Genomic DNA, 22,588 nt, shown 5'->3' with positions numbered 1-22,588 from the left:
AGGGTTGGGCCGGGATAGGCAGTGGGATGTAACGCGTCAAGAGGGCGCGGTTGCGCGCTGCGCCATGCTCTGGGCAAGTTTCAGCGCCTCGATCAGACTAGAGGGATTGGCCTGGCCGGTGCCCGCGATGTCAAATGCGGTGCCATGGTCCGGCGAGGTGCGGATAAAGGGCAGCCCAAGGGTGACATTGACGCCGCGGTCAAAATCCAGCGTCTTGATCGGGATCAGCGCCTGATCGTGATACATGCAGATGGCCGCATCATAGCGGGCGCGGGCGGCGGCGTGAAATAGCGTATCCGCCGGATGTGGCCCGGTGAGGGTCAGCGCTTGGCTCTCGGCATCAAGCTTTGCAACCAACGCATTGATCCAGAGCAGTTCTTCCTGGCCCATGGCCCCACCTTCGCCGGCATGTGGGTTCAACCCGGCGACGGCAATCCGCGGCTGCGCAATGCCAAACTGCTGGCGCAGCCCCTGGGCCGTGATCTCGACCACCTCTTGCAGCAGTGCAGGGGTCAGGGTGGTTGCCACATCCGCCAGGGCGATATGAATGGTGGCAGGCACCACCCGCAGGGCCGGGCTGGCCAGCATCATCACCACGCGGGCGCGACCTGCCAGATGGGCCAGAAACTCGGTATGGCCGGGAAAGGCGAACTGCGCGCCGTCAATCAGCGCTTTCTTGTGAATGGGGGCGGTGCACAGCGCGGCGGCCTGCCCGGATTGCACCAGCTCTACCCCGCGCTGAATGGATTGCACCACTCCGGGCGCATTGGCCGGATCGGCGCGGCCCTTGGTGGTATCGCCGGCAAACTTCAGCGGCAGAACCGGCAGGGCTCGTGCCGCATGGGCCAGCGCCTCGTGTGGGTGCGAGATCGGCTGCACTGGCAGACTCGCAGGTAGATGGCGCGGATCGCCAATCCAAAAGAACGGGCAACTGTCTTTCAGTTGCTGCCAGGCCATGGCGGCGATTTCCGGGCCAATCCCGGCGGGTTCACCACAGCTGAGCGCCAGCGGGGCCAGCGCTCTGGGGGCGGCGGAGGCCCCAGAGCCCCCCTGGATTGCAGGAGTCATTTCTCGATGATCAGCGCATCTGCCCGCAGCTGTTCCAGAAAGCTGTCAGCGGAGGAGGCAACCCGCTGTTGGGTCAGCGCATTTGCGACCGTTTCACGGGATTCGCCTTCGCCGAGTTCGGCGCTACGCCCGCAGAGCATGAGCAGCATCAGCGTCTGACCCTGGTTGCGGGTCAGGGTCAGCGAGGTTTCATTTGGGTCCAGCTTGGCCAGCTCAATGGCGATGTCCTGGGGGACTTCACTAGGGGGCAGGCTTTTGCGGTCCAGCACGGCGGGGTCCTGACCCTTTGCAATACCGTAAAGATCATCACAGCTGTCAATGGAATTGGCAATCTTCTGTCCCTGGGCCAGGGCCTCGGGGCTGCGGCCGCCCGGAATGTAGTAGGCGGCATATTCGATCGCCGAGTATCGCTGGCTGCCGCCGGTTACTTCGCGCACACCGCGCATCTGGAACATGGCAACGGCGCCTTGCAGTGGCAGCGGTTCAGTGATTTCGCCCGGATCAAGTGCAAGCACCACGGGCTGCAACTGCGGCGGCAGTTTGGTTAGGTTCATCCAAGGCAGTTTGCCCCCGTTGGCGCGGCTGTCAGAGGCGGAGTACTGGGCCGCGGCGGCGGAAAATGCGGCTTGGCTGGTCAATTGCCCGACCTGATCGGTCAGTTCCTGCACCTGCTGGACGTTCTGCTCGTTGAGCGGCACGATCAGTTCTGAGAGCAGCACCTGTACCCCGCCTGCTCCGGCCTGGCCCATGGCGCGGTCGATCTCTGCCTCGGTGGGGCGGGCACGGCCCAAAAAGCGCGAGCTGATATATTCCCGCCAACCCAGGCCTACCTTGGTAAAATCGCGCACTGTTTCCGGCTCGATTCCGTTTTCGCCAAGCACCTTGAGGAATTCATTCAAGGTCAGATTGGCCCGCCCAGCCAGTTCCGTTATGCCTGCAGTGATCTCTTCTTCGCTGGGAGATATGCCAACCCTTGCCATTTCCGCCAGTTTGAGCCGATCATTGATCAGCTCCTTGCGGGCCATGATTTCTGGGTTGCCGGGGGTGCGCAGGATGCCCATGAACAAGGCGCGCTGCTTCAATTCGTAATTGGTGATGACGGCACCATCCACGGTAATAGCGGGCGAAAACAGCCCCTGCGCCACCAGAGGCGTGGCCGTGGAAACCAGCCCAAGCGCCAGCGTGGCGGCGGCTGCGGTTCTGGAAAAGCTTCGCATCAGGGAAGCGGAGAAGGCCTGGGTCAAGAGTGTCTGCATGATCGCCTGTACTGTTTGCTGCCGTTATTGATTGAGAACCCGTTCATGGAGATTGAGAACCCAAAATCCGTTGAGGGATCGACGCTTGTGGTTGAGGTATAGCGCCGGTTTACCGAAAGGTCGACCGTCACACATTCATTGCTGTAGGCAAGGCCAATGCCGGCCCGGGTCGCCCGCGCATCCGAGATATCGTAGCGCAGGTTGGCACTGGCCTCCCAGTTGGCTGAGACCGCGTAAGAGCCATCCAACCAAATTTCAGAGGTTTCGGTATTGCGGCTTTCGGTGGGGTCGGTGCCAAGCCAGAGATAACTGCCGGACAGTGACAGATCATCGCGATACCAGTCGCCGCGCACCTCAGCCTTGGAGAAGTTGAGGGAATCATTCAGCAAGCCGCGCGCCGTCAGCGCCATATCGTCGCTGAATTTCAATTGCCCGGCCAGCAACAGGTTTGACGTGATCCCTCCCAGCCCCGAGCTTTCGGTAAAGCGGGGATCGCTGTCCTGGCGCAAAATCTGGCCGAGTGTGGCATAGGCCTGCCAGCCGCTGCTGGCAAAGCGGGCCCAATTCACCCCGTAAGCCAGTGACAGCCCATCTTCGCGGGCATCCGCCGCCGGAAACCGCGAAAGCGACAGCAGGTTGCCCTGGTCAAATTCGACAAAATTGCTCTCATCGCGGGCGGTATCCTCGCCGATGGTATTGCTCCAGCCCAGTTGCACGATGGGCTCCAGGAACTGCGCGGCACCGCTGGCATCCGTTTTGGACATTGGCAGGCGCAGGGTCAGGCGCGACCGCGGGGTAAGTCGTGAGCTGTGTTCATCATAGTAAGAATCGTCATAGGTGGTGAAGCCGTCGACTGCGGCCCCCACGGCCCACTCGACCTCTAGCCCGCCTGCGAGCTGCCAGTGGCGACGCCAATCGACATCGGCGGTAATATGGCCCTGATCGCGGCCATTGGTTTCGGTCCGGTTCCCTTCGATGTCCGAGGTGCGACTGTGGCCATGCGCTTCCAGTGTCAGTCGTGTCTCGCCACCGATGGAGATCGGGAAATAGCGCTTCTGGTAGTAGATTTCACCAATGTTCGAGGGGAGAAGATCCTGGTCTTCGCTGTCGCGCAGGGTCTTGAACTTGATGATGCCGGCGCGCAGCAGGCTGTCGCGTCCTGCGCGGGTCAGGGTGATTTCAGACCGCAGGCGATCCTGATCGGGCAGGCCGTAATCGGCAATATAGGCATTGTCCGAGACGGACTTGAGGTCAAGTTCCAGCTGTAGATCGTTCTTTAGGTGAAACTGGCCGGTCGCAAACAGATAACCACGGTCATCGCCGGGCTGAAGATCATCGCGTGTGTAGGCGCCGTTCAATTCAATAGTTCCGCGACGAAAGGCTTGGCGGTAGCGTGCATCCAGGGTGCGGGTGCTGCCGGAAATGTAGGGGGCCAGGGTCAGATCCCGGCTGTCGCCCAGGGTAAAGAAGTAGGGCACCTTGATCCCGGTTCCCAGGTTCGAGGTGCTGCGCGTCGACGGCACCAGGAAGCCGGTGCTGCGTTTCAGCGAAGGGTCCGGCAGGCGCACGGCGGGAAAGTAGAAGACGGGTACATCCAGCACCCTGACCTGGGCACCTTCAAAATAGAGCTGCTGTTCGACCTGATCATGGATCACCCGCTCGGCCCGAATCTGCCAGAGTGGTGGTTCGCCGTCATCGCAGACATGGCAAGACGTCACAGAGGTCTTGTAGAGCTGGGTATACCGCCCGCCAACTCGGGCCATTTCGAGCGAGGCCATTTGCAGTTGCTGCTTGAAGACCATGCGGGCACCGGTCAGCAACCCATCGCGCAGATCGCGGTCCATCTCGGCGGCGTCGGCCAGAATGGTGATATCGCCGCCTTGATCAATGCGGATTGGTCCCTCGATCTGCAGGGTACCAGAGCTTTCTTCAAAGGTGATCTGCCGGGCCTGTAGGCGAACATCGCCCCTGAATGCTTCGACATTTCCCTTGGCAATCAACTGGCGTTCCGGGGTGATGAACAGCTGATCAGCAACCAGGATTGCTGGCTGCTCTGCAACGGGAAGGGGGCCGGTGCCCTGTGCGATTGCAGGCTGGGCAGCGACCAGCCATGGCAGAACCACCGAGAGCAATAGGGCGCGGCGCATATTATCCGTCCTCAGCATGTAAGAGCAGTCCCATCGTCAGCAGAATAGAGGCCACCGGCGGTGCCCAGGCAGCAAGTGCTACCGGGATCTGGCCGTTCTCCCCCAAGATTTGCGCAAAATTGCGTATGAAGTACAGCCCAAACCCCAAGAGCACAGCGGTCAGCACTGCCAGCCCAGTACCACCAAAGCGCACATGGCGCATGGTAAAGGCAGCCCCCACCAGAACCATCGCGATCAGGAACAGAGGCCGGGCCAGTTCTACCTGATACCAGACCTGATAGCGTTTGGTGGAAAACCCTGCCTGCGACAGGTCGCGTATGGTACTTGGCAGATCATAGATCGAAATCCCATCGGCCGAGCCTAGCCTGTCGCGGATACGATCCTGGGTTAGCGAGGTCGGCAGGCGCAGTGTTTCATGGGTGGTGGCCGATTTTTCCGGATTGATGCCACTTGCCAATTGCCAGGCTTTGGCAGAGCGCAAGAGCCATTCTTCCCCATCCAGCTTGGCGCTCTTGGCGATGATCCGCCGCACCGGCCCCTTGTCCGTCGCATATTCGATAAGGGTCACGTCATAAAGAATGATGTCATCCTGCCCACCACCGTATGAGGTGGCATGGATCACCGCTTGCCCAGTTGTGCTGCCCTGGCGCAGCCACAGTCCCTCGCCAGAGAGCGACAGCACAGCAGGCCCGCCGTTGCGGTAGGTATCGGCCAGGGTTTTGTACCGGTTGGTGGTGGCGGCAACAATCGGGTTGAGCGTGCTGACCGCCAAGAGCCCCAAGAGCCCGGCGACCAAAACTGGGGCAGCCAGCGCCCGGATGCCAGAGCGCCCAATCGCCCGCGTCACCACCAGTTCACTGCTGCGGGCCAGCCCGACAAATAGCACAATTGTGGTCAAGATCATGATCAGCGGTAGAAATTCGCTTAGCGCGGCGGGCGCATTCAGCAGGGTCAAGCCCAGGAGCTTCCCGGCGCCAATGTCAACGCTGTCAAACCGGCGGAATTGTTCGTTCAGGTCAATCAGCATGACCAGGGTCATCAAGACACCGCAGATGATGGCGAACCACTGAAAAAAGCGTCGCGCATAGTAGAGATCCAGCTTCATGACCGGGCCTCCTGTTTGTTTGCAGCCGCGATTCCGCGCCGTTGCAGCACCGGTGGCCGCGCCGCCAGCTGTAGGAACCCCATCGCAATGGCAAGCCCGGTCAGTGCGGGCAAATAGATCAGCGGCCAAAGGTCAGGGTTTTTCATCACGGGTTCCGAAACCACGCCGCGCAGCCCTTCGATCAGGATCAGCAGCAAAAAAGCCAAGAGCGCCTGACGCCAGACGCCAAAGCGCGAGTAGGATCCCAGCATCAGTGCCGAAAACCCGATCATCGCCACGGCAACACAGATCAAGGCACGGGCAAAGCGCAGGTGGAATTCCTCTGCCAAGGCACCGGGGGTGTAGCCGTCCGACTGGGGGAGCAGGTCACGGTTTTGAAACAGTTCCCAGCTGGGAATCGCCCGGATATTGCGATTTGACACAGAAGAATTGTTAGTCAAAGAACTGATATCATAGGAGAAATCAGAAAACTTCGTGGTCGAAAGCTGCCGTTTCTTCAGGTCCAGACGTTGTGCCATTCCATCAACCATAATGAGGTGGGTACGCTCTGCGTCGCGTACGAGAAAGGCGCGGGCGCCAGTGTAGGTGACGCTGTTATTCGGGTCTCGCCGGTCGGATAGAAAGACATCATTCAGGGTGCCGTCAGTGTTGATCTGGCGGATATAAAAGGTCACGCCCTTGGCGGGGTGCAGAAAATTTCCTTCGGTTAGCAGCTTGGCGGTCACATTGCGGGATACTTCCTGTTCGCGCAGCGCCAGCTGATTGATCGAACTGGGCAGCAGAAAATGGGTCAGGACCGACATCATCAGCCCGGTGATCAGCCCAAAGACCAGCGCAGGTCGCGCCATTTGCCAGGGGCTGGTCCCCGTGGCCCGCAGAACCGTCAATTCGCTTTCACCCTGCAACCGGTTGGTAACCCAGACTGCCGATGCAAAGACCGCCACCGGCAGTACCATGCGTATAAGGTTGGGCAGCGCCAGGGCGGTGAATTCAAAGAACACCATCGCTGTCTGGCCGTCGCCGATCAGGCGATCAAACAGGACAACCGCCCGGTTCACCCAGAAGACGGCAACTAAGATAAGCGCAAAAAAGCTGAATAACAGCAGATATTGCGACAGGACGTATCTGTCGAAGCGTGACACTCGATCCCCCCAGACCCTGCCATTATCATTTTGCCAAACCATAAAGGAATTGTTCTGCGGGGAAAACTGCAATTTGGTCCAATTCCGTGTTCTTGCGAAGCTTTCGCGCCAGGTACGCCCCGACAGAGCGCAGAGCAATCAGGCAGAGCGGCACCCGCCGCCGTGAAGGCCCTATGCCAAACCCCAATTGACACTGCGTTTTGTGCTCTTGCCTGTGGGGGCTGGCCATTGCGCGGGGTGCAAGCTACCTATTGGCGAAGCAATTCCAGATTTGATCCCGACAGGAGCCCTAGACATGAGCACTTTGCCCGCCATCCGCTTTGCCGAGTATGATCCAAAAGAGCTGTCGGGTATGACCGGACATGTGGCCGTTCTGGTGACCCCAGGGGGCGTGATGGATCAGGCCGCGCGCGCGGCCAACCGGCTGACCAAGGGCGCTCTGGCGCGGTTGATCGCAGCCCCTGGATTTGACAAGCACAAGCCTGGAAAGGTTATCACCTTGGCCTGGCCGGCTGGTTTGATAGCCGAAGCCCTGCATGTGTTGGTGTTGCCACGGCGCGTTTCCCCAACCGAGGCGCGCAAGGCAGGGGCAAAGCTGGCGGCAGCAGCACCAGAAAAAAATCTGACGGTGATGGCCGGTGCCATGTCCAAAGCGGCAGAACTTGCGATGGGCATCGCCCTGCGCAGCTATGGTTTTGACAATCACAAATCGCCCAAAGACGATGCACCCGCTGATCTTCCGACGATCACGGTCGCGCATAAATCTGCCGATGACATGGCGTCCGCCTACGCGCCGCTGGCCGCTGTGGCGGAAGGGGTGCATATGACCCGCGATCTGGTGAACGAGCCTGCAAATGTGCTTACCACCGTCGAATTCGCGCGGCGTATCAAAGAGATGTCCGCACTCGGGCTTGAGGTGGAAATTCTGGATGAGGCCGCACTGGAAGAGCTGGGCATGGGGGCTTTGCTCTGCGTCGGACAGGGCTCTGATAGCCCCTCTCATGTGGCTGTGATGCAGTGGAAGGGCGGTGCCGAGGCCGCAGCCCCGCTGGCGTTGGTGGGCAAGGGGGTGGTGTTTGACACTGGCGGTATTTCCCTGAAACCGGCGGCGGGCATGGAAGATATGACCATGGATATGGGCGGCGCTGGTGTTGTGGTTGGTACCATGAAGGCGCTTGCCCTGCGCAAGGCCCGTGCCAATGTGGTTGGCCTGGTCGGGCTGGTGGAAAACATGCCTTCTGGCAATGCCACCCGTCCTGGGGATGTGGTGAAATCCATGAAGGGTGACACCATCGAGGTGATCAACACCGATGCCGAGGGGCGTTTGGTGCTTTGTGATGTGCTGTGGTACGCGCAGGAACGCTTTAAACCCTGCGGCGTCATTGATCTGGCGACATTGACTGGTGCGGTGATCATTGGCCTGGGTCATGAAAAGGCCGGGGTCTTTTCGAATGATGATAGCCTGTGCAATGGCTTCCTGAAGGCGGCCGAGGCTGCGGATGAAGGGGCTTGGCGCCTGCCTCTGGCGCAGGGCTATGACGATCAGCTGAAATCGCGCATTGCCGATATGAAAAACGTTGGTGGCCGCCCGGCGGGCTCTATCACTGCGGCGCAGTTCCTGAAGCGATTCATCAAGGAAGACATGCCTTGGATTCATCTTGATATCGCCGGTGTCGCCTCGGTGAAATCGGCCACCTCCTATGCGCCGAAGGGGGCAACCGGCTGGGGGGTCATGGCATTGGATCGTCTGGTGCAGGACCAGTTCGAGACCGAAGAATAACCGACAATGGGAGCCGCCTATTTCTACCACCTGACCCGCCGCCCGCTGCAAGAGACACTGCCCGTGTTGTTGCAAAAGGCGCGCGGTGCGGGCTGGCGCATTGCAGTGCGGGGCCAGGACGTCGGGCGCATGACCTGGCTGGATGAAACGCTATGGCAGGGGCGGGCTGATAGTTTTCTGGCGCATGGCCTGTCGGGCGGCGCCCATGATGCGCTGCAACCCATCCTGCTGACCACCAGCCAAGCAAGCCCAAATCAACCTGATTGTTTGATGACTGTGGATGGCGCGCCGATCACCCCAGAAGAGGTGCAGGCCCTGCAACGGGTCTGCATCCTGTTTGATGGAACCGACGAAGGCGCGGTGCAACAGGCGCGTCTGCAATGGAAATCACTGACGGGTGCCGGCTGTTCGGCGCAGTATTGGTCCGAAGAATCGGGGCGCTGGGAGATGAAGGCAGAGGCTTGATCCTGAACCGCAGCGCCTGATGTCAAACCCCGCTATCTGCCATATCTGATTATCTTTTGCCGCGTTGCGCGGATTCTGCGGCGGCCGTTCTGACAGAGACCGAAATTTTCCGCGCCTGTGTGCCTTATTCAACGTATCTTGCCGCCCCTGTTTTCCCAACAGTTGATGCGCCAATTGCAAGCGCATATGCGCAAGAAAAGGTTGAACTTTACAGATCACACGGTGATCTGGCAGTGATCTGGCGGCCGCCTAGCGGGTTAAAACCAGCGCGCCGTTGCGGATTTCGATGCTGGACCAGCGCTGTAAATAGGTCATCCCCAGAAGTGATTTATCCATCTCTCCTTGATTGACCCAGGCCCGCAGATTTTGGTCGCGAATGGGGCCAAGGGCCAGCTCCTTGATCCGGATCGGCGCCGTGCGCACCTCGCCATTGGCGGTTGTGGCACGCCCCAGATAGGCCAGAGTTTCCGGTTCAAACCCGGCGCGGCGGGCGTCTGACGCGCTTAGCACCACCTCAGAGGCACCAGTATCGACCAGAAACTCTATCGCGGCGCCATTCACGGTCAGGGTCAGATAGTAATGCCCATCCGGTGCCCGTGGCACCGTGACCTGCCCGGCGGCTCCCATGACGGATTGCTGCGGGCGCAGGGTGTGGCGGATGTCGCCCCACAGCCCATAGGCCGCAATCACGCCGAGAAAGATGAAACCCCAGATTGCCAGTTGCTGCACGGTTTTGCTTAGGCCCTGACGGTTTTGCACAAAGACCCAGGAGCCAACCGCGCAGAGCAGCAGAACCAGATAGATCAGGCGACCAAAATCAAGATTTTCCACGCGTATGATCCTTTATTGGTGACGGCTTATGGGGCGCTTTGGGTGGTTGGGGCAGGCTGGTGGGGCGGTTTAGGTGGCAAAGCCAAAATCGCGCAGCCCGTCCAGCACAAATTGAACACTCAGCGCTGCCAGCAGCATCCCCAACAGGCGGGTCACCACATTGATGCCGGTTTTGCCAATTGCGCGTTCGAACAGACCAGAGACCAGAAACATCAACAGCATCAGCGCCAATACGCTCAGCACCACGCACATCACCAGGGCAAAGCCTTCCAGCCCCGGTTTTTGCCCCGATAGCAAGATCACCGTCGCAATCGAACCCGGGCCTGCAATCAGCGGAATAGACAGCGGAAAGACGGATGGATCCTCTGCCGCAGTGGCCTCTTCCCCCTGATGTTCGCGCCGTTTGGTGCGCCGTTCAAACAGCATGTCCAGCGCTGTGAGAAACAGCAGCACACCGCCCGCCACGCGAAAGGCGGCCATGGAAATGCCGGCAAAGCCCAGCACCGCCTCGCCAAAGGCGGCAAACAGCGCCAGCAGCACCATGGCAGTCAAGGCGGAACGCAGCGCAATAGAGCGACGTTCCTGTGGGGTGGCCCCCTGTGTCAGCGCCAGAAAGATCGGAGTAAGGCCAATGGGATCAATGATCACAAAGAGCGTCACAAAAGAGGTGATCAAAAAGGCGGTGTCGATCATAGGGCCTCGGCTTTTTCCAGTTTTTCCAGAGCCCGCATCCAAAGCAGTTCTGCGCGTTCCAGCGCCACGATGACTTCGCTATGTTTGCCCTGCCAAACCCGAGCTTCGTCTTTTTTCTCGGGTTCGTAAAGCTCCGGATCGGCCAGCTTCACATCCAGTTTGTCCTTCATCTGAGTGAGCTTGTTGACCCGTTCCTCAGACTTGCGCGCCTCTTTGCGCAGGGCCAGAATCGCCTCACGCGATGGGCGTGCGGCTTTCGGCTTGTCTTTTTTAGCGGCCTTGGCGTTGGGCTTGGGCGCGGGCTTGTCTTTCTCCAGAAGCAGCGCCCGGTACGAGGCAAGATCGCCCTCGTATGGTTTGACGGTGCCTTTGGAAACCAGCCAGAGCCGGTCGGCCACCAGGCTGAGCAGGTGCATGTCGTGGCTGACCAGAATAACCGCGCCGGTATAGGCGGTCAGCGCCTCGACCAGAGCTTCACGGCTTTCGATATCAAGGTGGTTGGTCGGCTCATCGAGGATCAGCAGATGCGGCGCATCCAGGGTGGCCAGCAAGAGAGACAGGCGCGCCTTCTGCCCGCCCGACAGACGGCCCACTTCGGTATCGGCCTGGTCGGCCCCAAGGCCAAATCCAGCCAGACGCGCCCGCAGGCGCGGCTGGCCCTCACTGGCGCGCTCGCGCATCAGGTGCTGTAGCGGGGTTTCATCGATATACAGCTCGTCCACCTGGTGCTGGGCAAAGAAGCCGATGCGCAGCTTGCTGGACTGCGCCATCTTGCCCCCCATCGGTGCCAAACGGGCCGAGAGCATTTTCGACAGGGTCGATTTGCCCTCGCCGTTTTTGCCCAGCAGCGCGATGCGATCATCCTGGTCGATGCGCAGATCCAGATTGCTCAGGATCACCTTGTCATCATAGCCGACCTTGACGCCCTCGGTGGCGATAATGGGCGGCGACAGCTCTTCCGGGGTGGGAAAGGTGAAAACGGTGCGCGCGGCATCTTCGGGTGCGCGGATGGTTTCCATCTTTTCCAGCATTTTGACGCGGCTTTGCGCCTGTTTTGCCTTGCTTGCCTTGGCCTTGAAGCGGTCGACGAAGCTTTGCAAATGGGCGCGCCGGGCGTCTTGCTTTTTCGCCTGAGCCGCCTGATTGGCCCGGTTGGCTGCGCGCTGGCGGGCGAATTGATCATAGTTGCCGCCATAATAGGTCAGCTGTCGGTCTTCCAGATGCAGGATGCCGCCCACGGACCGGTTCAGCAGTTCCCGGTCGTGGCTGATGATGATTACAGTGTGCGGGTATTTGACCAGATAGGCCTCAAGCCAGAGTGCGCCTTCGAGATCAAGATAGTTGGTCGGTTCGTCCAGCAGCAACAGGTCGGGTTCGGAAAACAGCACCGCCGCCAGGGCAACCCGCATCCGCCAGCCACCTGAAAAGTCAGAGCAGGGGCGCTGTTGTGCCTCTTCGTCGAACCCCAGACCTTTGAGGATCGAGGCGGCGCGCGCTTCGGCGGACCAGGCGTCGATATCGGCCAGCCGGGTCTGCACCTCGGCAATGCGGGTCGGATCTGTTGCGGTCTCGGCCTCGGCCATTAAGGCGGCCCGTTCGGTGGCGGCAGCCAGCACGGTGTCGATCAGCGACACATTGGACGAAGGCGCCTCTTGCGCGATGCCACCGATCTGGGCCTTTGACGGCAGGGTGATCGACCCCGTCTCAAGCGCCAGCTCGCCGCGAATAAGGCGGAACAAGGTGGTCTTGCCGGTGCCGTTGCGCCCCACCAGCCCTACTTTGTGGCCGTTGGGAATGGTGGCACTGGCCTCTTCGAACAGAGGGCGGCCTTCAACCGAATAGGTGATATCCTGAATACGTAGCATGGGGTCATCCACTGTCGCAGTGTCCGCGCCTTGTCAATGCGTCTCGGGTGGCATTTGTGGGTTCAGTCACTTCTTGGGCCTGGCTGGCGCCGATTGTCACCTTCTAAATCGCTGCGGCGCAGGCTGCGTCACGCGACGGATTGGCAGGGCTGGTCTGGCGCAGGGCTTGCTGATAGCAGGGGGACACCTAGCGACAACTTTCTGGTGAAATAATGCGGGCTGCGCAGAGTGCTCCTCATCTTGTGACGCTGATCGTCAGCACCGCGTTGGCGGTTTTGTCACTGAACATGTTCCTGCCATCGCTGCCACGGATCGCCGCCGACTTTGACAGCAGCTATAGCCTGGTGAACCTGTCGCTTGGCGGGTATCTGGCGCTGTCGGCAGTTTTGCAGCTGATCATGGGGCCGCTGTCGGATCGCTATGGGCGGCGGCCGGTTCTGCTGGCGTCGATGCTGGTATTTGCGCTGGCCTCGGTGGGTTGCGTGCTGGCAGAATCAATCTGGGTGTTCTTGGGCTTTCGCATGTTGCAGGGCGCCGTGGTGGCGGGGCAGGTGCTGTCACGTGCGGCCATCCGTGATATGTACTCTACCGCAGATGCGGCCAGCAAGCTGGGCTATGTCACCATGGCAATGGCGCTGGCACCGATGCTTGGGCCGATGCTGGGCGGCGCATTGGACATCGCCTTTGGCTGGCGCTCCGGCTTTGTGCTCTATGCGGTTCTGGGGCTTGGCGTGCTCTTGCTTAGCTGGAGCGATTGGGGCGAAACCAATCACCAGCGGGCTGCCACATTCGGGGCGCAGATGCGCAGCTACCCAGAGCTGCTGCGCGCGCGCCGGTTCTGGGGTTATAGCTTCTGTCTCGCCTTTTCCATCGGGGGGTTTTACGCCTTTATCACTGGGGCGCCCTTGGTGGCGGCGGCCTGGTTCGATTTGAACCCGGCGCTCTTGGGGGTGGGGATCGGGATTATCACCTGCGGGTTCATGGTTGGCAATTTTGTTACCGGCCTGCTGGCGCGGCGGGTGCCGCTGATCTCGCTGATCCTTGCAGGGCGTCTGGCGGCGGTTGTTGGCCCGCTGATTGGATTGAGCCTGTTTCTGGCCGGGCAGGGCGCGACGCTGGTGTTCTTTGGCTCTGCTATTGCGGTGGGCTTTGGCAATGGTCTGACTGTTGCCAATGCCAGCACGGGCCTGATGTCGGTGCGGCCGCATCTGGCAGGCAGTGCTTCGGGCCTGTCGGGGGCCATTGTGGTGGCGCTGGGGGCGCTGATGACCACCGGAACCGGCTTTTTGGTGACGCCTGACAATGCACCATTCATGGTCTTGTCGATCATCCTGCTGTCCAGCTTCTGCGCCCTGGCCGCAGCCCTTTATGTCCGCTGGCTGGATATCCATGAGCCGCTGGAGGAAACCGCGTAAGGCGGTTGCCTTTTTGATCTGGCGCGCAACTCTCCCTCTTCCCATGTGCCTACAGGCATGGTAGGCGGCGCGCGATCATATGGCGCAGAATTTCTGGCGCCGGTTTTAAATGGAGAACTCCCGATGGCTCTGCAACGCACTTTTTCGATTATCAAACCCGATGCTACCCGCCGCAACCTGACTGGCGCGATCAACGCCAAATTTGAAGAAGCTGGCCTGCGCATCGTCGCACAAAAGCGCATTCAGCTGACCAAGGCACAGGCCGGCAAATTCTATGAAGTGCACGCCGAGCGTCCCTTCTATGACGAACTGTGCGAGTTCATGTCGTCCGAGCCTATCGTTTGCCAGGTTCTGGAAGGTGAAAACGCCATCGCGAAAAACCGCGAAATCATGGGCGCCACCAACCCAGCCGATGCGGCACCCGGCACCATTCGCGCCGAATTTGCTGAATCCGTTGGCGAAAATTCGGTACATGGTTCCGACGCACCTGAAACAGCTGCTGTTGAAATCGCCTACTTCTTCTCTGGTCTGGAGCTGGTCGGCTAAGCCACCGCTTTGATCTGAGGACAAATTCGGGTCGCATCGGTCTAGTGCCGGTGCGGCCCGTTTTTTATGGCGATGTCGCCTTTGGCTGGATAGGCCCTGCGCTAGGCGTTTGCGGGTTTCTCGATCACGCCTATCTGATCCAGGATGCGCTCAAACTCTGAAAGCCCTGTGTCAAAGCTATGCGCCTTGATGGCGTCAAACCGTTTGCGCAGGGCCTTTTTCTCTTCGCCTTTGCAATCGTTCCATGGCCGTCCCTGCAGCGCCATGACCAGCACGTAATAGCCAATGAAATGCGGCTTGCTGCCATTGGCCAGCAGCCGTGCATAGGCGCTATCCGCACCCAGGCTGCGCAGCTCTTCTGCGCTGTGAATACCGGCGCGTTTACAGGCCTCTTCATAGGCGGGGCCAAGATTGCGGATGGTTGAAATCGGTGTGGACATAGGGCGAACATAGACCGGGTTTGCCGGGCTGTCACCCGAAGGTTTTGCCAATTCGCGGCCTCTGTCAGCGCCGGATGTGATTGACAGTTGCGGTTTGGTGGCGGACCCTGCGCGCAGTTCTATCGGAGGAGCCACCTTGCCCATATCCGCAGATTTCACACCGGTGATTGACGTCAGAGATTTTGATCTTGCTGCGCCCTTTGACGGCTTTGTCGAAGATCCCTTTCCCATCTATGATGCGCTTTTGGCGCAGGCGCCAGTGCTACCACAAAAGGATGGGTCCTATGTGGTCAGTCGCCATGCGGATCTTGACCGGATATACCGCGATACGACCTTGTTTTCATCCGACAAAAAGGCGGCCTTTGCCCCCAAATTTGGCCCGGAGTCCGAACTTTTTGAGCATCACACCAGCTCTTTGGTGTTTTCCGACCCGCCGCTGCATACGCGGGTGCGCCGGGTGATGACATCGGCCTTGACGCCGCGTGCCATTGCCCGAATGGAGCCAGGGTTGATTGTCGCAGTAGACCGGTTGCTGACGCAGATGGACAGCCGCGGGGAAGTGGACCTGATTGAGGATTTCGCGGCCTGCATTCCAATCGAGATCATTGGCAATCTGCTGGATGTCCCCGCGGATGAACGCGCCCCGCTGCGCGATTGGTCTCTGGCCATTCTGGGCGCGCTGGAACCCGCGCTCAGCGCTGAAACCCTGGCGCGCGGCAATCGCGCCGTTGCCGAGTTCAAGGCCTATCTGGGCGATCTGGTGGCGCGGCGACGCGCGGCGCCTGGTGATCCCGAAACCGATGTGCTGACCCGGCTGATCAATGCCGAAACAGGCCCGGACGGGGCAGAGGGGCTGAGCGAAATAGAATTGATTCAGAACTGCATTTTCATTCTGAATGCGGGGCATGAGACCACAACAAATCTGATCGGAAACGGACTGGCCCTTTTGCACGACTATCCGGTGCAAAAGGCGCGACTTCTGGCGCAGCCAGAGTTGATGAAAACCGCAGTCGAAGAAGTGCTGCGCTATCGCTCGCCCAATCAATTGGGCAATCGTGAAACCACGGATCAGGTAGAGATTGGCGGGGTGACGATTCCGGCGGGCAGCAATCTGCATCTGGTGATTGGCGCGGCCAACCGTGACCCAGAGGTTTTCGTCGAGCCCACCAAATTTGACATCGCGCGCAAGCCAAATCGCCATCTTGCTTTTGCGGGCGGGCCGCATGTCTGCGTCGGGCTGACATTGGCGCGGCTGGAAGGCAGAATTGCGCTGGAACGCTTTCTTGCACGCTTTCCCGACTACAGCATTCTGCCGGGGCGGCGGGATGGTGGGCGCATGCGTTTTCGCGGCTACGCAGCCTTGCCGACGCGCTTGTCCGGGACAGATGGGCACCCCGCCGAGGGATGACCAGGGCCAGGCAGATGGCCTGCAGGCGGGCGCAGTGTCTAAAACAGGCCGGCCTCTTTGGCAGCCATCGCGGCCTGGGTGCGGTTTTTTGCATCCAGCTTGCGGCACAGGGTGCGCATATGCAGTTTGATCGTCACTTCCTGCAGATCCAGGTCGCGGGCGATTTCCTTGTTGGCCAGGCCTTTGCAAAGCCCTTCCAGCACCTGAAATTCACGCTGGCTGAGCTTCTCTGCCAGCGGATGGGTTGATGGTGTGGCCTCTTCGCGCATCAGATCAACCGGAACATAGACCTCTCCGGCGACCATGAAACGAACCGCATTGAGAAGTGACTGCGCCCCCATGGTTTTGGGAATAAAGCCAATTGCCCCCAGTTTGAGCGCTTCTTGCGCGGTTTTGGCCGGAGCACTGCCGGACAGGATGGCGACACCCTTGCCGCCATTGGCTTCGATCGCAGCACTAAGCCCCACCAGCCCGTTCATTCCGGGCATCTGATAGTCCAGCAACACGAGATCAAACGGCCCCGCATCGCGGATTGTGCGCAACGCCCCGTCGATGTCGGTGGCCAAAGCAACGATCGCGTCGCCTTTGCTTTCGAGATAGGCAGAGATGGTTTCGCGGACCATATCGTGGTCGTCTGCTAGCAGGATACGCATGAATTTCTGTGACCTGTTCAACTGGGTTCACTCAGAACGTACAACTAGAAGTCTTTCAATTCCATAAAGTTTTCAGGACAATTCTCTGCGCTTCTTTGCGGGCGAGCAATCTGTGCTCTGACTGTGGTTGTAGAGCGGGGTGTTGGTATGGGCAGTCATATAATGTGGGGGAGTTGGTGACCTTTATAATCTGCCAAGGTTGTCGATCTTTCCTGGTCTTTCTGGGTGTCGGGTACTGGCCCTATACGGAAGGATAGGCCCGGTATCCTGAGGCGTGGATGAGTGTTCGCACCAGATGTGTCAGGGTTTATGACAGATAAACGTCTGGCCCCTAGGCTGCGGCATCAGGTGATGCGCAAACGGGGCCGTCGGAAAGTTGGAGAGAAACATATGAAACGCTGGAAGATGATATTTTCGTTGGCCTTTTTGTGTGGCCTGCTTGGCCTGTCAGCAACAGGTGACATTGGCATGGCGCGGGCAGAGACCCAGTCCGGGCAGGAACCTGTTTTGCTGACAGTGGCCCAGGAAGGCGGCACCTCGCCGCTGCTAAGCCTCTCTCTCCAGGATCTGCAGGGCTTTGACATCGAGAGCTTTACAACGGCGACAATTTGGACAACCGGACCGCAAGAATTTACCGGGGTGCCTTTGGTCGATATCCTGGCACGGCTGCAGCAGGAACAGGGCCTCAAGACCACCAGTATCAAGGCGCGTGCGGTGAATGATTATATGGTGGAAGTGCCAGTATCGGATGCCGTTGAGGGCGGCGCGATGATTGCCTTTCAACGCAATGGCAAGCTAATGTCTTTACGAAACAAGGGGCCGTTGTGGGTGGTTTATCCCTATGACAGCAATGCAGCCTATCGCAGTGAGGCAACCTATTCTCGCAGTGTCTGGCAACTGGACCGGCTGATTGTTGAGACGACGCTGCAGTGATCATTGGAACTGGCTGATGCTGCGAGACGCAGGTCGCCTGACAAGAAAGGCCAAGATGGCTGAGTGATATGATGCAGACCAGCCGACAGGCCCAACAGACGCGCACCACAGAGACTGTCGCCCCCGCAGGATTGCGCGGGGTCTTCTCTGCAGCTTGGCCTTTTGGTCGCAAGCCTGTCGTTCTGCTGCCAGGGGGCTGGCCTCGCATCACCAAGGTCTTGTTTTTTCTTGCGCTTGTGATCTTGCCGCTGCTTGCAGTGCAGGCCGTGAGGATGGGGCTGGAGGTGGTGCAACGCCTTGATGGCCTGTCCGCTGCAGCCACTGATAATATGCAATGGGTTTTGTCGCAGGCCGAGGTCGAGCACCTGAAGCTGCAATCCGAAACGCTCTTGGTGGTGGAACCCGCAGATCTGGCGAAGGTGCGGCGGCAATTTGATATCTATTACAGCCGTATCAATACCTTTGTTGAGGGGCCGCTTTTTGCGGATATGCGCAACAGTGATCGCGGGGGCAGGGTGCTGCACCGCCTTGAGGCCCGGCGCGAAACTCTGGTGGAATTGATTGACGTGCCGGATGCAGAGTTGATGCAAAACCGAGCTGAGATCCTGGCGCAGTTGCAGGGCAACGGCGATGAGGTACGCGAACTGGCGCTGCTCGGCGTGTCCATGCAGGTCAAAGGTGCCGAAGGCAAGCGCTTGAATCTTTTTGCCCTGCTGTCGCGTATGGCGTTTGTCGTGGTGGCGCTTGTTGTTGCTTTGGCCATCACCGCCTTGCTCTTGGGGGGGATGTATCGCCGGGGTCGAGCCCTGGCGATGGAACGCAGCAAGGCGCTGTCCCGGATGGAGGCGATGATCTCTTCTTCGCTGGACGCCATTCTCGTGGTGGACCGGAAGGGGACGATCCTTGCCTTCAATGGCGCTGCCGAGACAATCTTTGGCTACAGCCGCGACGAGGCGATTGGCGCCAACATGGAGCGCCTGATCATTCCGCCGCATCTGCGGGCAGCCCATCGGATGGGAATGGATCGCTATTGGCAAACCGGCGAGCCGCGCCTTGTCGGCAACGGCAGGGTGCAGCTGGACGCGCTCCGCAAATCCGGCGAGGTCTTTCCGGTCGAGCTGTCTCTTTCGGTGAGCCGCAGCCAGGCGGATCTGGTGGTTGTCAGCTATATTCGTGACATTTCCGATAGGATCGCCGCCGAAGAAGCGCTGCGGCGCGCCCGCGATGATGCCCTGGCGGGTGAACAGGCCAAGGCAAATCTGCTGACAGTGATGAGCCATGAGATGCGCACACCGTTGACGGGCATTCTGGGGGCGGTTGATCTGCTGCATCTGACTGACCCCGATGAAGAGCAGCTGCGCTATTTGAATGCAATGCAGGTTTCCGGAGAGCTGCTGCTGAACCACGTCAACGATATCTTACAACTGTCGAGCCTAGAGGCCGGGGTTGCCTCCGAAGAGGCCAGTGCCTTTGATCTGCGGCAGATCCTTGATGGCCTGGTCGAGAGCCAGAAGGCCTCGGCGTCTAACCGGGGCAACCAGTTGGTCCTGAACTATAATATAAAGGGCGGCGATTATGTCGTGGGTCGCGTGCGGGCGCTGCAGCAGGCGCTGCTAAATCTGATTGGCAATGCGATCAAATTCACAAGCGACGGGCAGATCACGGTCGATGTTGAACACAGTACAAGCCCCGGCCAGATTGCCTTTCATATTTCTGATACCGGTGCTGGGATAGCACCGCAGGACCAGAAACGGATCTTTGAGGATTTTATCACCCTTGATGCCAGCTTTGGGCGCGGCAGCGAGGGAACCGGCCTTGGCCTGGCCATCACGCGCCGTATTGTTGACTCTCTTGGCGGCAACATCACCTGCGAGAGCGAATTGGGCGAGGGCAGCCTGTTCACCCTGACCCTGCCCTTGACGCTGGAGGCCAAGCAAACCCCAGAGCGCGCACAGGACAGGCCTGCGCTGGAGTGCAGCTTCAAAATCCTGGTGGTGGAAGACAACGATATCAACCGCGAATTACTGCAGCAGATGTTGCAGAGCCAGGGGCATCAGGTTACCGCCGCCGCTGGTGGGGCGCAGGCGGTCGAGGCCTGCCGCATGCAGAAATTTGACCTGATCCTGATGGATATCAGCATGCCAGAGGTGGACGGGATCGAAGCGATCCACCGAATTCGTGCCGGGCAACTGGCCGAAGGGGTCGAGATCGTCGCGCTGACCGCCCATACCGGGCCAGAGGACCATGCCCGGATTCTTGCGGCAGGGTTTGCCGAGGTGGCGACCAAACCAATCAGCGGGCTGGATTTGGCGGCGCTCGTGCTGCGCCGCGCGCAGGGTTCGTCCGCTTTGATCGCGTCGGCTCCGCAGGCTACAAGCGCACAGCCAGCACGCGGCCAATCCGATATTATCCAGTTTTTCGAAACGCTTGGCCCCGAACGTGCCCAGGGCTTCCTGCAGACCTTCATTGCCGAGGTTACGCAGTTCATCACTCAGATTCAGGCTGGCTCAGCATTGCAAATGGCGCAGCGCAAAGAGGCCCATCGCCTCGCGGGATCGGCAGCTGTTCTGGGGCTGGCAGAGCTGCGCAGTGCCCTGAGTGACATCGAGATGCTACCAACTGACGCGCCACCCGCCGCTGCCGCGCTTGAGAGCAGCTGGCAGATGGTAGAGCCGATGTTGCAGGCGCATCTGACACAGCCCGCCCATACGGCGTAGTGTGCGCGCTTGCCCAGGCCGTGACCGTTCGCGCAGTTCATCGGCTGCACATCAGCGTTGGTACCGCTGGATCAATCAGGCCAGGTGAACACCTGTAATTCAGAACGTGAGGTGCGCTTGAATGTTCGTTTCCCCGGTGTCCCCAAAATAGATTAAGGGCCTAGAGGCGTAGCCTCTAAGCCCTTGAAATCTTTGGCTCCGGCGGTAGGGATCGAACCTACGACCAATTGATTAACAGTCAACTGCTCTACCGCTGAGCTACGCCGGAATATGGGCCCGATATAGCTTTGCGGTTTTTGCGCGTCCAGAGGAAAACCGCATATGTCGAAAGTTTTTTTCCAACCTCTTTACCAGGCGCCACAGGAGAGGGGCGCGGCCTGCGGTTTTGGGATGGTCATGCGGTTGCAGTGCAAGCGCGTTCGCGGCGTCTGCACGCGACTTGCGCAGAGAAGCGTATTGCATCCATGGCTGTGCCCTGACGCTGAACCGCAAAAGCATTGGCTGTTCGGCTGTTTCCTGCGGATGTGTGCCATCAGGTCTGCGCCGCCCACAGCGCCTGCCGTATTCCCTGTTCAATTGCATCATGGTTCAAGATAGGGTCTAACTGACCTGACCTCGCCAAGGGGATCTGCTATTGTAACCCTCTGAAAGGCGAGCAGGATAGTAGAGGCTTTGTCGCGTTGCGCGCGGTCAGGCCCCTGCAAACAGAGCAATGTTCGCCAACAGTATCACGATGATGTGGGACTGTTTCATGCTGAAAATATTGGCGTATCTGTCGCCATTTCATCTGCCAAGAGAAAGTTCCATGCCGTGGTAATTGCACCCAAACCCCCACTTCTGGCCGTCCTGATCGACGCGGACAATATCTCTGCCAAACATGCAGAGGTCATGTTCGAAGAGATCGCCTCGCTTGGCGAGGCCAGTATTCGCCGTATCTATGGCGATTTCTCTGGTAACGGTGCGCAGGGTTGGACCAAGGAAAAGCTGGCGGCTTTGGCCATTGTGCCGCACCAGCAGTTCGCCAATACCACAGGCAAGAATGCCTCGGATATTGCTTTGGTCATTGATGCGATGGATATCCTGCATTCCGGTCGGTTTGACGGCTTTGTCCTGATTTCCTCTGACAGTGATTTTACCCGGCTGGCCAGCCGAATACGCGAACAAGGCGTGGATGTTTTTGGCATGGGAATGCGCAAAACCCCGGCTGCATTTGTAAAGGCCTGCAAGCGTTTCATCTATGTCGAGAACCTGACGCCTGAGCCAACAAAGACATCACAAAAACCAAAGCCGCAAAAGGAAGAAGCCCTGGTTGGCGCGCCGGCGCAACTGGAAGACCCAAGCAAGCTGGTGAAGCGCGCCATGGATGCAATCAATCAGGATGACGAATGGTTCACACTAGGGCAGATCGGTCAGTATATCAGCGCCGCTGCACCTGATTTTGACACCCGCAGCTATGGCAAACGTAAACTCAGCGATCTGATATCAACGCTGAAAACCTTTGAAACCAGACGCGGCGAGGGCAACCAGATCTTGGTGCGCCGGTTGGACTGAGTTTCTGACCATTTCATGCCTGTGCCAAGCGGTCAGTGCACCGTGACCACCGTGCAATCGGCCTGCTGATTGACTTTCTGCGACACGCTGCCTTGGAAAATGCGTTTTATCGGTCCCAGCCCTCGGTGGCCGATCACGATCATGTCTGCACCAACCTCTTTTGCCATGCCGAGAATGCCGTCATCGTAATTGCCATTCACTACACGGGTTGAGACGGTCTTGGCACCCAACTCTTTGGCATGGCTGGCAGCGCGGGCTGCGATTTCGTCACCGATCACCGCGATTACTCTCTCGCGCTCTGCGCCAGTGAGATCATTGGAGAACAGGGCATCCATGTTGGACGGAATGTCACCCAGGTGAAACGGCTTTTGCGATTTGACATGGTGTACCAAGTGCTCAACTTCAGCCATGCGGCTCAATTCTTCTACCTGCGCACTATGCTGCAATACGTGACCGACAGTCAGCGGGACACTAAGCTTTGCGGCAAGCTCGGCTGCCAAACCAACCGCTCGGTCCGCCGTTTTTGAGCCGTCCGTTGCGACGAGGATACTGGAAATCATGTCTCCCTCTCCC

The 22,588-nt window shown here is 59.2% G+C and carries 19 protein-coding genes and 1 tRNA gene; 8 read left to right on the top strand and 12 right to left on the bottom strand.

Translation table 11 applies throughout. The features are described from left to right. Positions 1-36 precede the first annotated feature (36 nt). From pdxA to lptF, 5 genes are read right to left on the bottom strand one after another with little or no spacing between them, the layout of a single operon-like run. On the bottom strand, positions 37-1,068 hold the full coding sequence (gene pdxA, locus P2081_RS05345; protein ID WP_278921835.1) for a 4-hydroxythreonine-4-phosphate dehydrogenase PdxA: 1,032 nt from the start codon (positions 1,066-1,068) through the stop codon (positions 37-39). Then, entirely contained in the window at positions 1,065-2,324 is a 1,260-nt protein-coding gene (locus P2081_RS05340; protein ID WP_278921834.1) for a peptidylprolyl isomerase, read from the bottom strand. Before P2081_RS05340 ends, pdxA begins: the two co-directional genes overlap by 4 nt. Further along, positions 2,309-4,471 carry an LPS-assembly protein LptD gene (locus P2081_RS05335; protein ID WP_278921833.1) on the bottom strand — a complete coding sequence of 721 codons (2,163 nt, stop codon included), beginning with the start codon at positions 4,469-4,471 and terminating at the stop codon, positions 2,309-2,311. Before P2081_RS05335 ends, P2081_RS05340 begins: the two co-directional genes overlap by 16 nt. Position 4,472: 1 nt before the next feature. Beyond that, the gene (gene lptG / locus P2081_RS05330) at positions 4,473-5,576 is read right to left on the bottom strand and encodes an LPS export ABC transporter permease LptG (protein ID WP_278921832.1); all 1,104 of its coding nucleotides are present in this window, start codon (positions 5,574-5,576) and stop codon (positions 4,473-4,475) included. Next, positions 5,573-6,718 carry an LPS export ABC transporter permease LptF gene (gene lptF / locus P2081_RS05325; RefSeq protein ID WP_278921831.1) on the bottom strand — a complete coding sequence of 382 codons (1,146 nt, stop codon included), beginning with the start codon at positions 6,716-6,718 and terminating at the stop codon, positions 5,573-5,575. The genes lptG and lptF overlap by 4 nt, the downstream gene beginning before the upstream one ends. Positions 6,719-7,013: 295 nt before the next feature. Between lptF and P2081_RS05320 the strand changes: the two genes are divergently transcribed. Together P2081_RS05320 and P2081_RS05315 are read left to right on the top strand one after the other, a co-directional pair. Then, entirely contained in the window at positions 7,014-8,498 is a 1,485-nt protein-coding gene (locus P2081_RS05320) for a leucyl aminopeptidase (protein WP_278921830.1), read from the top strand. A gap of 6 nt (positions 8,499-8,504) precedes the next feature. Continuing rightward, positions 8,505-8,963 carry a DNA polymerase III subunit chi gene (locus P2081_RS05315; protein ID WP_278921829.1) on the top strand — a complete coding sequence of 153 codons (459 nt, stop codon included), beginning with the start codon at positions 8,505-8,507 and terminating at the stop codon, positions 8,961-8,963. Between the two features lie 249 nt (positions 8,964-9,212). On the opposite strand, the gene P2081_RS05310 is transcribed toward P2081_RS05315, so the two are convergent. The 3 genes from P2081_RS05310 to P2081_RS05300 form a co-directional block, all read right to left on the bottom strand. Beyond that, the gene (locus P2081_RS05310; protein ID WP_278921828.1) at positions 9,213-9,794 is read right to left on the bottom strand and encodes a retropepsin-like aspartic protease family protein; all 582 of its coding nucleotides are present in this window, start codon (positions 9,792-9,794) and stop codon (positions 9,213-9,215) included. Between the two features lie 69 nt (positions 9,795-9,863). Next, positions 9,864-10,487, bottom strand: a complete 624-nt coding sequence (locus P2081_RS05305) for a MarC family protein (protein ID WP_278921827.1) — start codon at positions 10,485-10,487, stop codon at positions 9,864-9,866. Next, positions 10,484-12,352, bottom strand: coding sequence for an ABC-F family ATP-binding cassette domain-containing protein (locus tag P2081_RS05300; RefSeq protein WP_278921826.1), 1,869 nt, complete (start codon positions 12,350-12,352; stop codon positions 10,484-10,486). Before P2081_RS05300 ends, P2081_RS05305 begins: the two co-directional genes overlap by 4 nt. A gap of 212 nt (positions 12,353-12,564) precedes the next feature. Between P2081_RS05300 and P2081_RS05295 the strand changes: the two genes are divergently transcribed. Both P2081_RS05295 and ndk read left to right on the top strand, forming a co-directional pair. Further along, on the top strand, positions 12,565-13,767 hold the full coding sequence (locus P2081_RS05295) for a multidrug effflux MFS transporter (protein WP_278921825.1): 1,203 nt from the start codon (positions 12,565-12,567) through the stop codon (positions 13,765-13,767). A gap of 123 nt (positions 13,768-13,890) precedes the next feature. Then, the gene (ndk, locus tag P2081_RS05290; RefSeq protein WP_278921824.1) at positions 13,891-14,313 is read left to right on the top strand and encodes a nucleoside-diphosphate kinase; all 423 of its coding nucleotides are present in this window, start codon (positions 13,891-13,893) and stop codon (positions 14,311-14,313) included. 101 nt (positions 14,314-14,414) lie between these two features. Here ndk and P2081_RS05285 read toward each other — a convergent pair whose 3' ends face one another. After that, positions 14,415-14,753, bottom strand: coding sequence for a TfoX/Sxy family protein (locus P2081_RS05285; RefSeq protein WP_278921955.1), 339 nt, complete (start codon positions 14,751-14,753; stop codon positions 14,415-14,417). A 136-nt stretch (positions 14,754-14,889) separates the two neighbouring features. Here P2081_RS05285 and P2081_RS05280 point away from each other — a divergent pair, with 136 nt between their 5' ends. Further along, positions 14,890-16,161, top strand: a complete 1,272-nt coding sequence (locus tag P2081_RS05280; protein ID WP_278921823.1) for a cytochrome P450 — start codon at positions 14,890-14,892, stop codon at positions 16,159-16,161. Positions 16,162-16,199: 38 nt separating this feature from the next. On the opposite strand, the gene P2081_RS05275 is transcribed toward P2081_RS05280, so the two are convergent. Next, on the bottom strand, positions 16,200-16,814 hold the full coding sequence (locus P2081_RS05275; protein WP_278921822.1) for a response regulator transcription factor: 615 nt from the start codon (positions 16,812-16,814) through the stop codon (positions 16,200-16,202). A 390-nt stretch (positions 16,815-17,204) separates the two neighbouring features. Between P2081_RS05275 and P2081_RS05270 the strand changes: the two genes are divergently transcribed. Next, the gene (locus tag P2081_RS05270) at positions 17,205-17,747 is read left to right on the top strand and encodes a putative pterin-binding protein (RefSeq protein WP_278921821.1); all 543 of its coding nucleotides are present in this window, start codon (positions 17,205-17,207) and stop codon (positions 17,745-17,747) included. Positions 17,748-17,815: 68 nt separating this feature from the next. Further along, the gene (locus tag P2081_RS05265) at positions 17,816-20,464 is read left to right on the top strand and encodes a hybrid sensor histidine kinase/response regulator (RefSeq protein WP_278921820.1); all 2,649 of its coding nucleotides are present in this window, start codon (positions 17,816-17,818) and stop codon (positions 20,462-20,464) included. 193 nt (positions 20,465-20,657) lie between these two features. Here the strand turns inward: P2081_RS05265 and P2081_RS05260 are convergent. Continuing rightward, positions 20,658-20,732: transfer RNA gene (locus P2081_RS05260), tRNA-Asn, on the bottom strand. Between the two features lie 548 nt (positions 20,733-21,280). Between P2081_RS05260 and P2081_RS05255 the strand changes: the two genes are divergently transcribed. Beyond that, positions 21,281-22,015, top strand: coding sequence for an NYN domain-containing protein (locus P2081_RS05255; protein ID WP_417699982.1), 735 nt, complete (start codon positions 21,281-21,283; stop codon positions 22,013-22,015). 32 nt (positions 22,016-22,047) lie between these two features. Here P2081_RS05255 and P2081_RS05250 read toward each other — a convergent pair whose 3' ends face one another. Next, on the bottom strand, positions 22,048-22,575 hold the full coding sequence (locus tag P2081_RS05250) for a universal stress protein (RefSeq protein ID WP_278921818.1): 528 nt from the start codon (positions 22,573-22,575) through the stop codon (positions 22,048-22,050). Positions 22,576-22,588 lie beyond the last annotated feature (13 nt).

This window comes from Pseudophaeobacter profundi (genome assembly GCF_029697505.1).
GTDB lineage: Bacteria > Pseudomonadota > Alphaproteobacteria > Rhodobacterales > Rhodobacteraceae > Pseudophaeobacter > Pseudophaeobacter profundi.
Note: the sequence above shows the minus strand (reverse complement) of the source record. Positions and strands in the feature narration are given on the sequence as shown.

What these genes read in the sequence shown, in the direction of transcription:
- pdxA (WP_278921835.1), bottom strand. Translation starts at nt 1,068, where the DNA reads ATGACTCCTGCAATCCAGGGGGGCTCTGGGGCCTCCGCCGCCCCCAGA.
- P2081_RS05340 (WP_278921834.1), bottom strand. Translation starts at nt 2,324, where the DNA reads ATGCAGACACTCTTGACCCAGGCCTTCTCCGCTTCCCTGATGCGAAGC.
- P2081_RS05335 (WP_278921833.1), bottom strand. Translation starts at nt 4,471, where the DNA reads ATGCGCCGCGCCCTATTGCTCTCGGTGGTTCTGCCATGGCTGGTCGCT.
- lptG (WP_278921832.1), bottom strand. Translation starts at nt 5,576, where the DNA reads ATGAAGCTGGATCTCTACTATGCGCGACGCTTTTTTCAGTGGTTCGCC.
- P2081_RS05320 (WP_278921830.1), top strand. Translation starts at nt 7,014, where the DNA reads ATGAGCACTTTGCCCGCCATCCGCTTTGCCGAGTATGATCCAAAAGAG.
- P2081_RS05315 (WP_278921829.1), top strand. Translation starts at nt 8,505, where the DNA reads ATGGGAGCCGCCTATTTCTACCACCTGACCCGCCGCCCGCTGCAAGAG.
- P2081_RS05305 (WP_278921827.1), bottom strand. Translation starts at nt 10,487, where the DNA reads ATGATCGACACCGCCTTTTTGATCACCTCTTTTGTGACGCTCTTTGTG.
- P2081_RS05300 (WP_278921826.1), bottom strand. Translation starts at nt 12,352, where the DNA reads ATGCTACGTATTCAGGATATCACCTATTCGGTTGAAGGCCGCCCTCTG.
- P2081_RS05295 (WP_278921825.1), top strand. Translation starts at nt 12,565, where the DNA reads ATGCGGGCTGCGCAGAGTGCTCCTCATCTTGTGACGCTGATCGTCAGC.
- ndk (WP_278921824.1), top strand. Translation starts at nt 13,891, where the DNA reads ATGGCTCTGCAACGCACTTTTTCGATTATCAAACCCGATGCTACCCGC.
- P2081_RS05285 (WP_278921955.1), bottom strand. Translation starts at nt 14,753, where the DNA reads ATGTCCACACCGATTTCAACCATCCGCAATCTTGGCCCCGCCTATGAA.
- P2081_RS05275 (WP_278921822.1), bottom strand. Translation starts at nt 16,814, where the DNA reads ATGCGTATCCTGCTAGCAGACGACCACGATATGGTCCGCGAAACCATC.
- P2081_RS05270 (WP_278921821.1), top strand. Translation starts at nt 17,205, where the DNA reads ATGAAACGCTGGAAGATGATATTTTCGTTGGCCTTTTTGTGTGGCCTG.
- P2081_RS05265 (WP_278921820.1), top strand. Translation starts at nt 17,816, where the DNA reads ATGATGCAGACCAGCCGACAGGCCCAACAGACGCGCACCACAGAGACT.
- P2081_RS05250 (WP_278921818.1), bottom strand. Translation starts at nt 22,575, where the DNA reads ATGATTTCCAGTATCCTCGTCGCAACGGACGGCTCAAAAACGGCGGAC.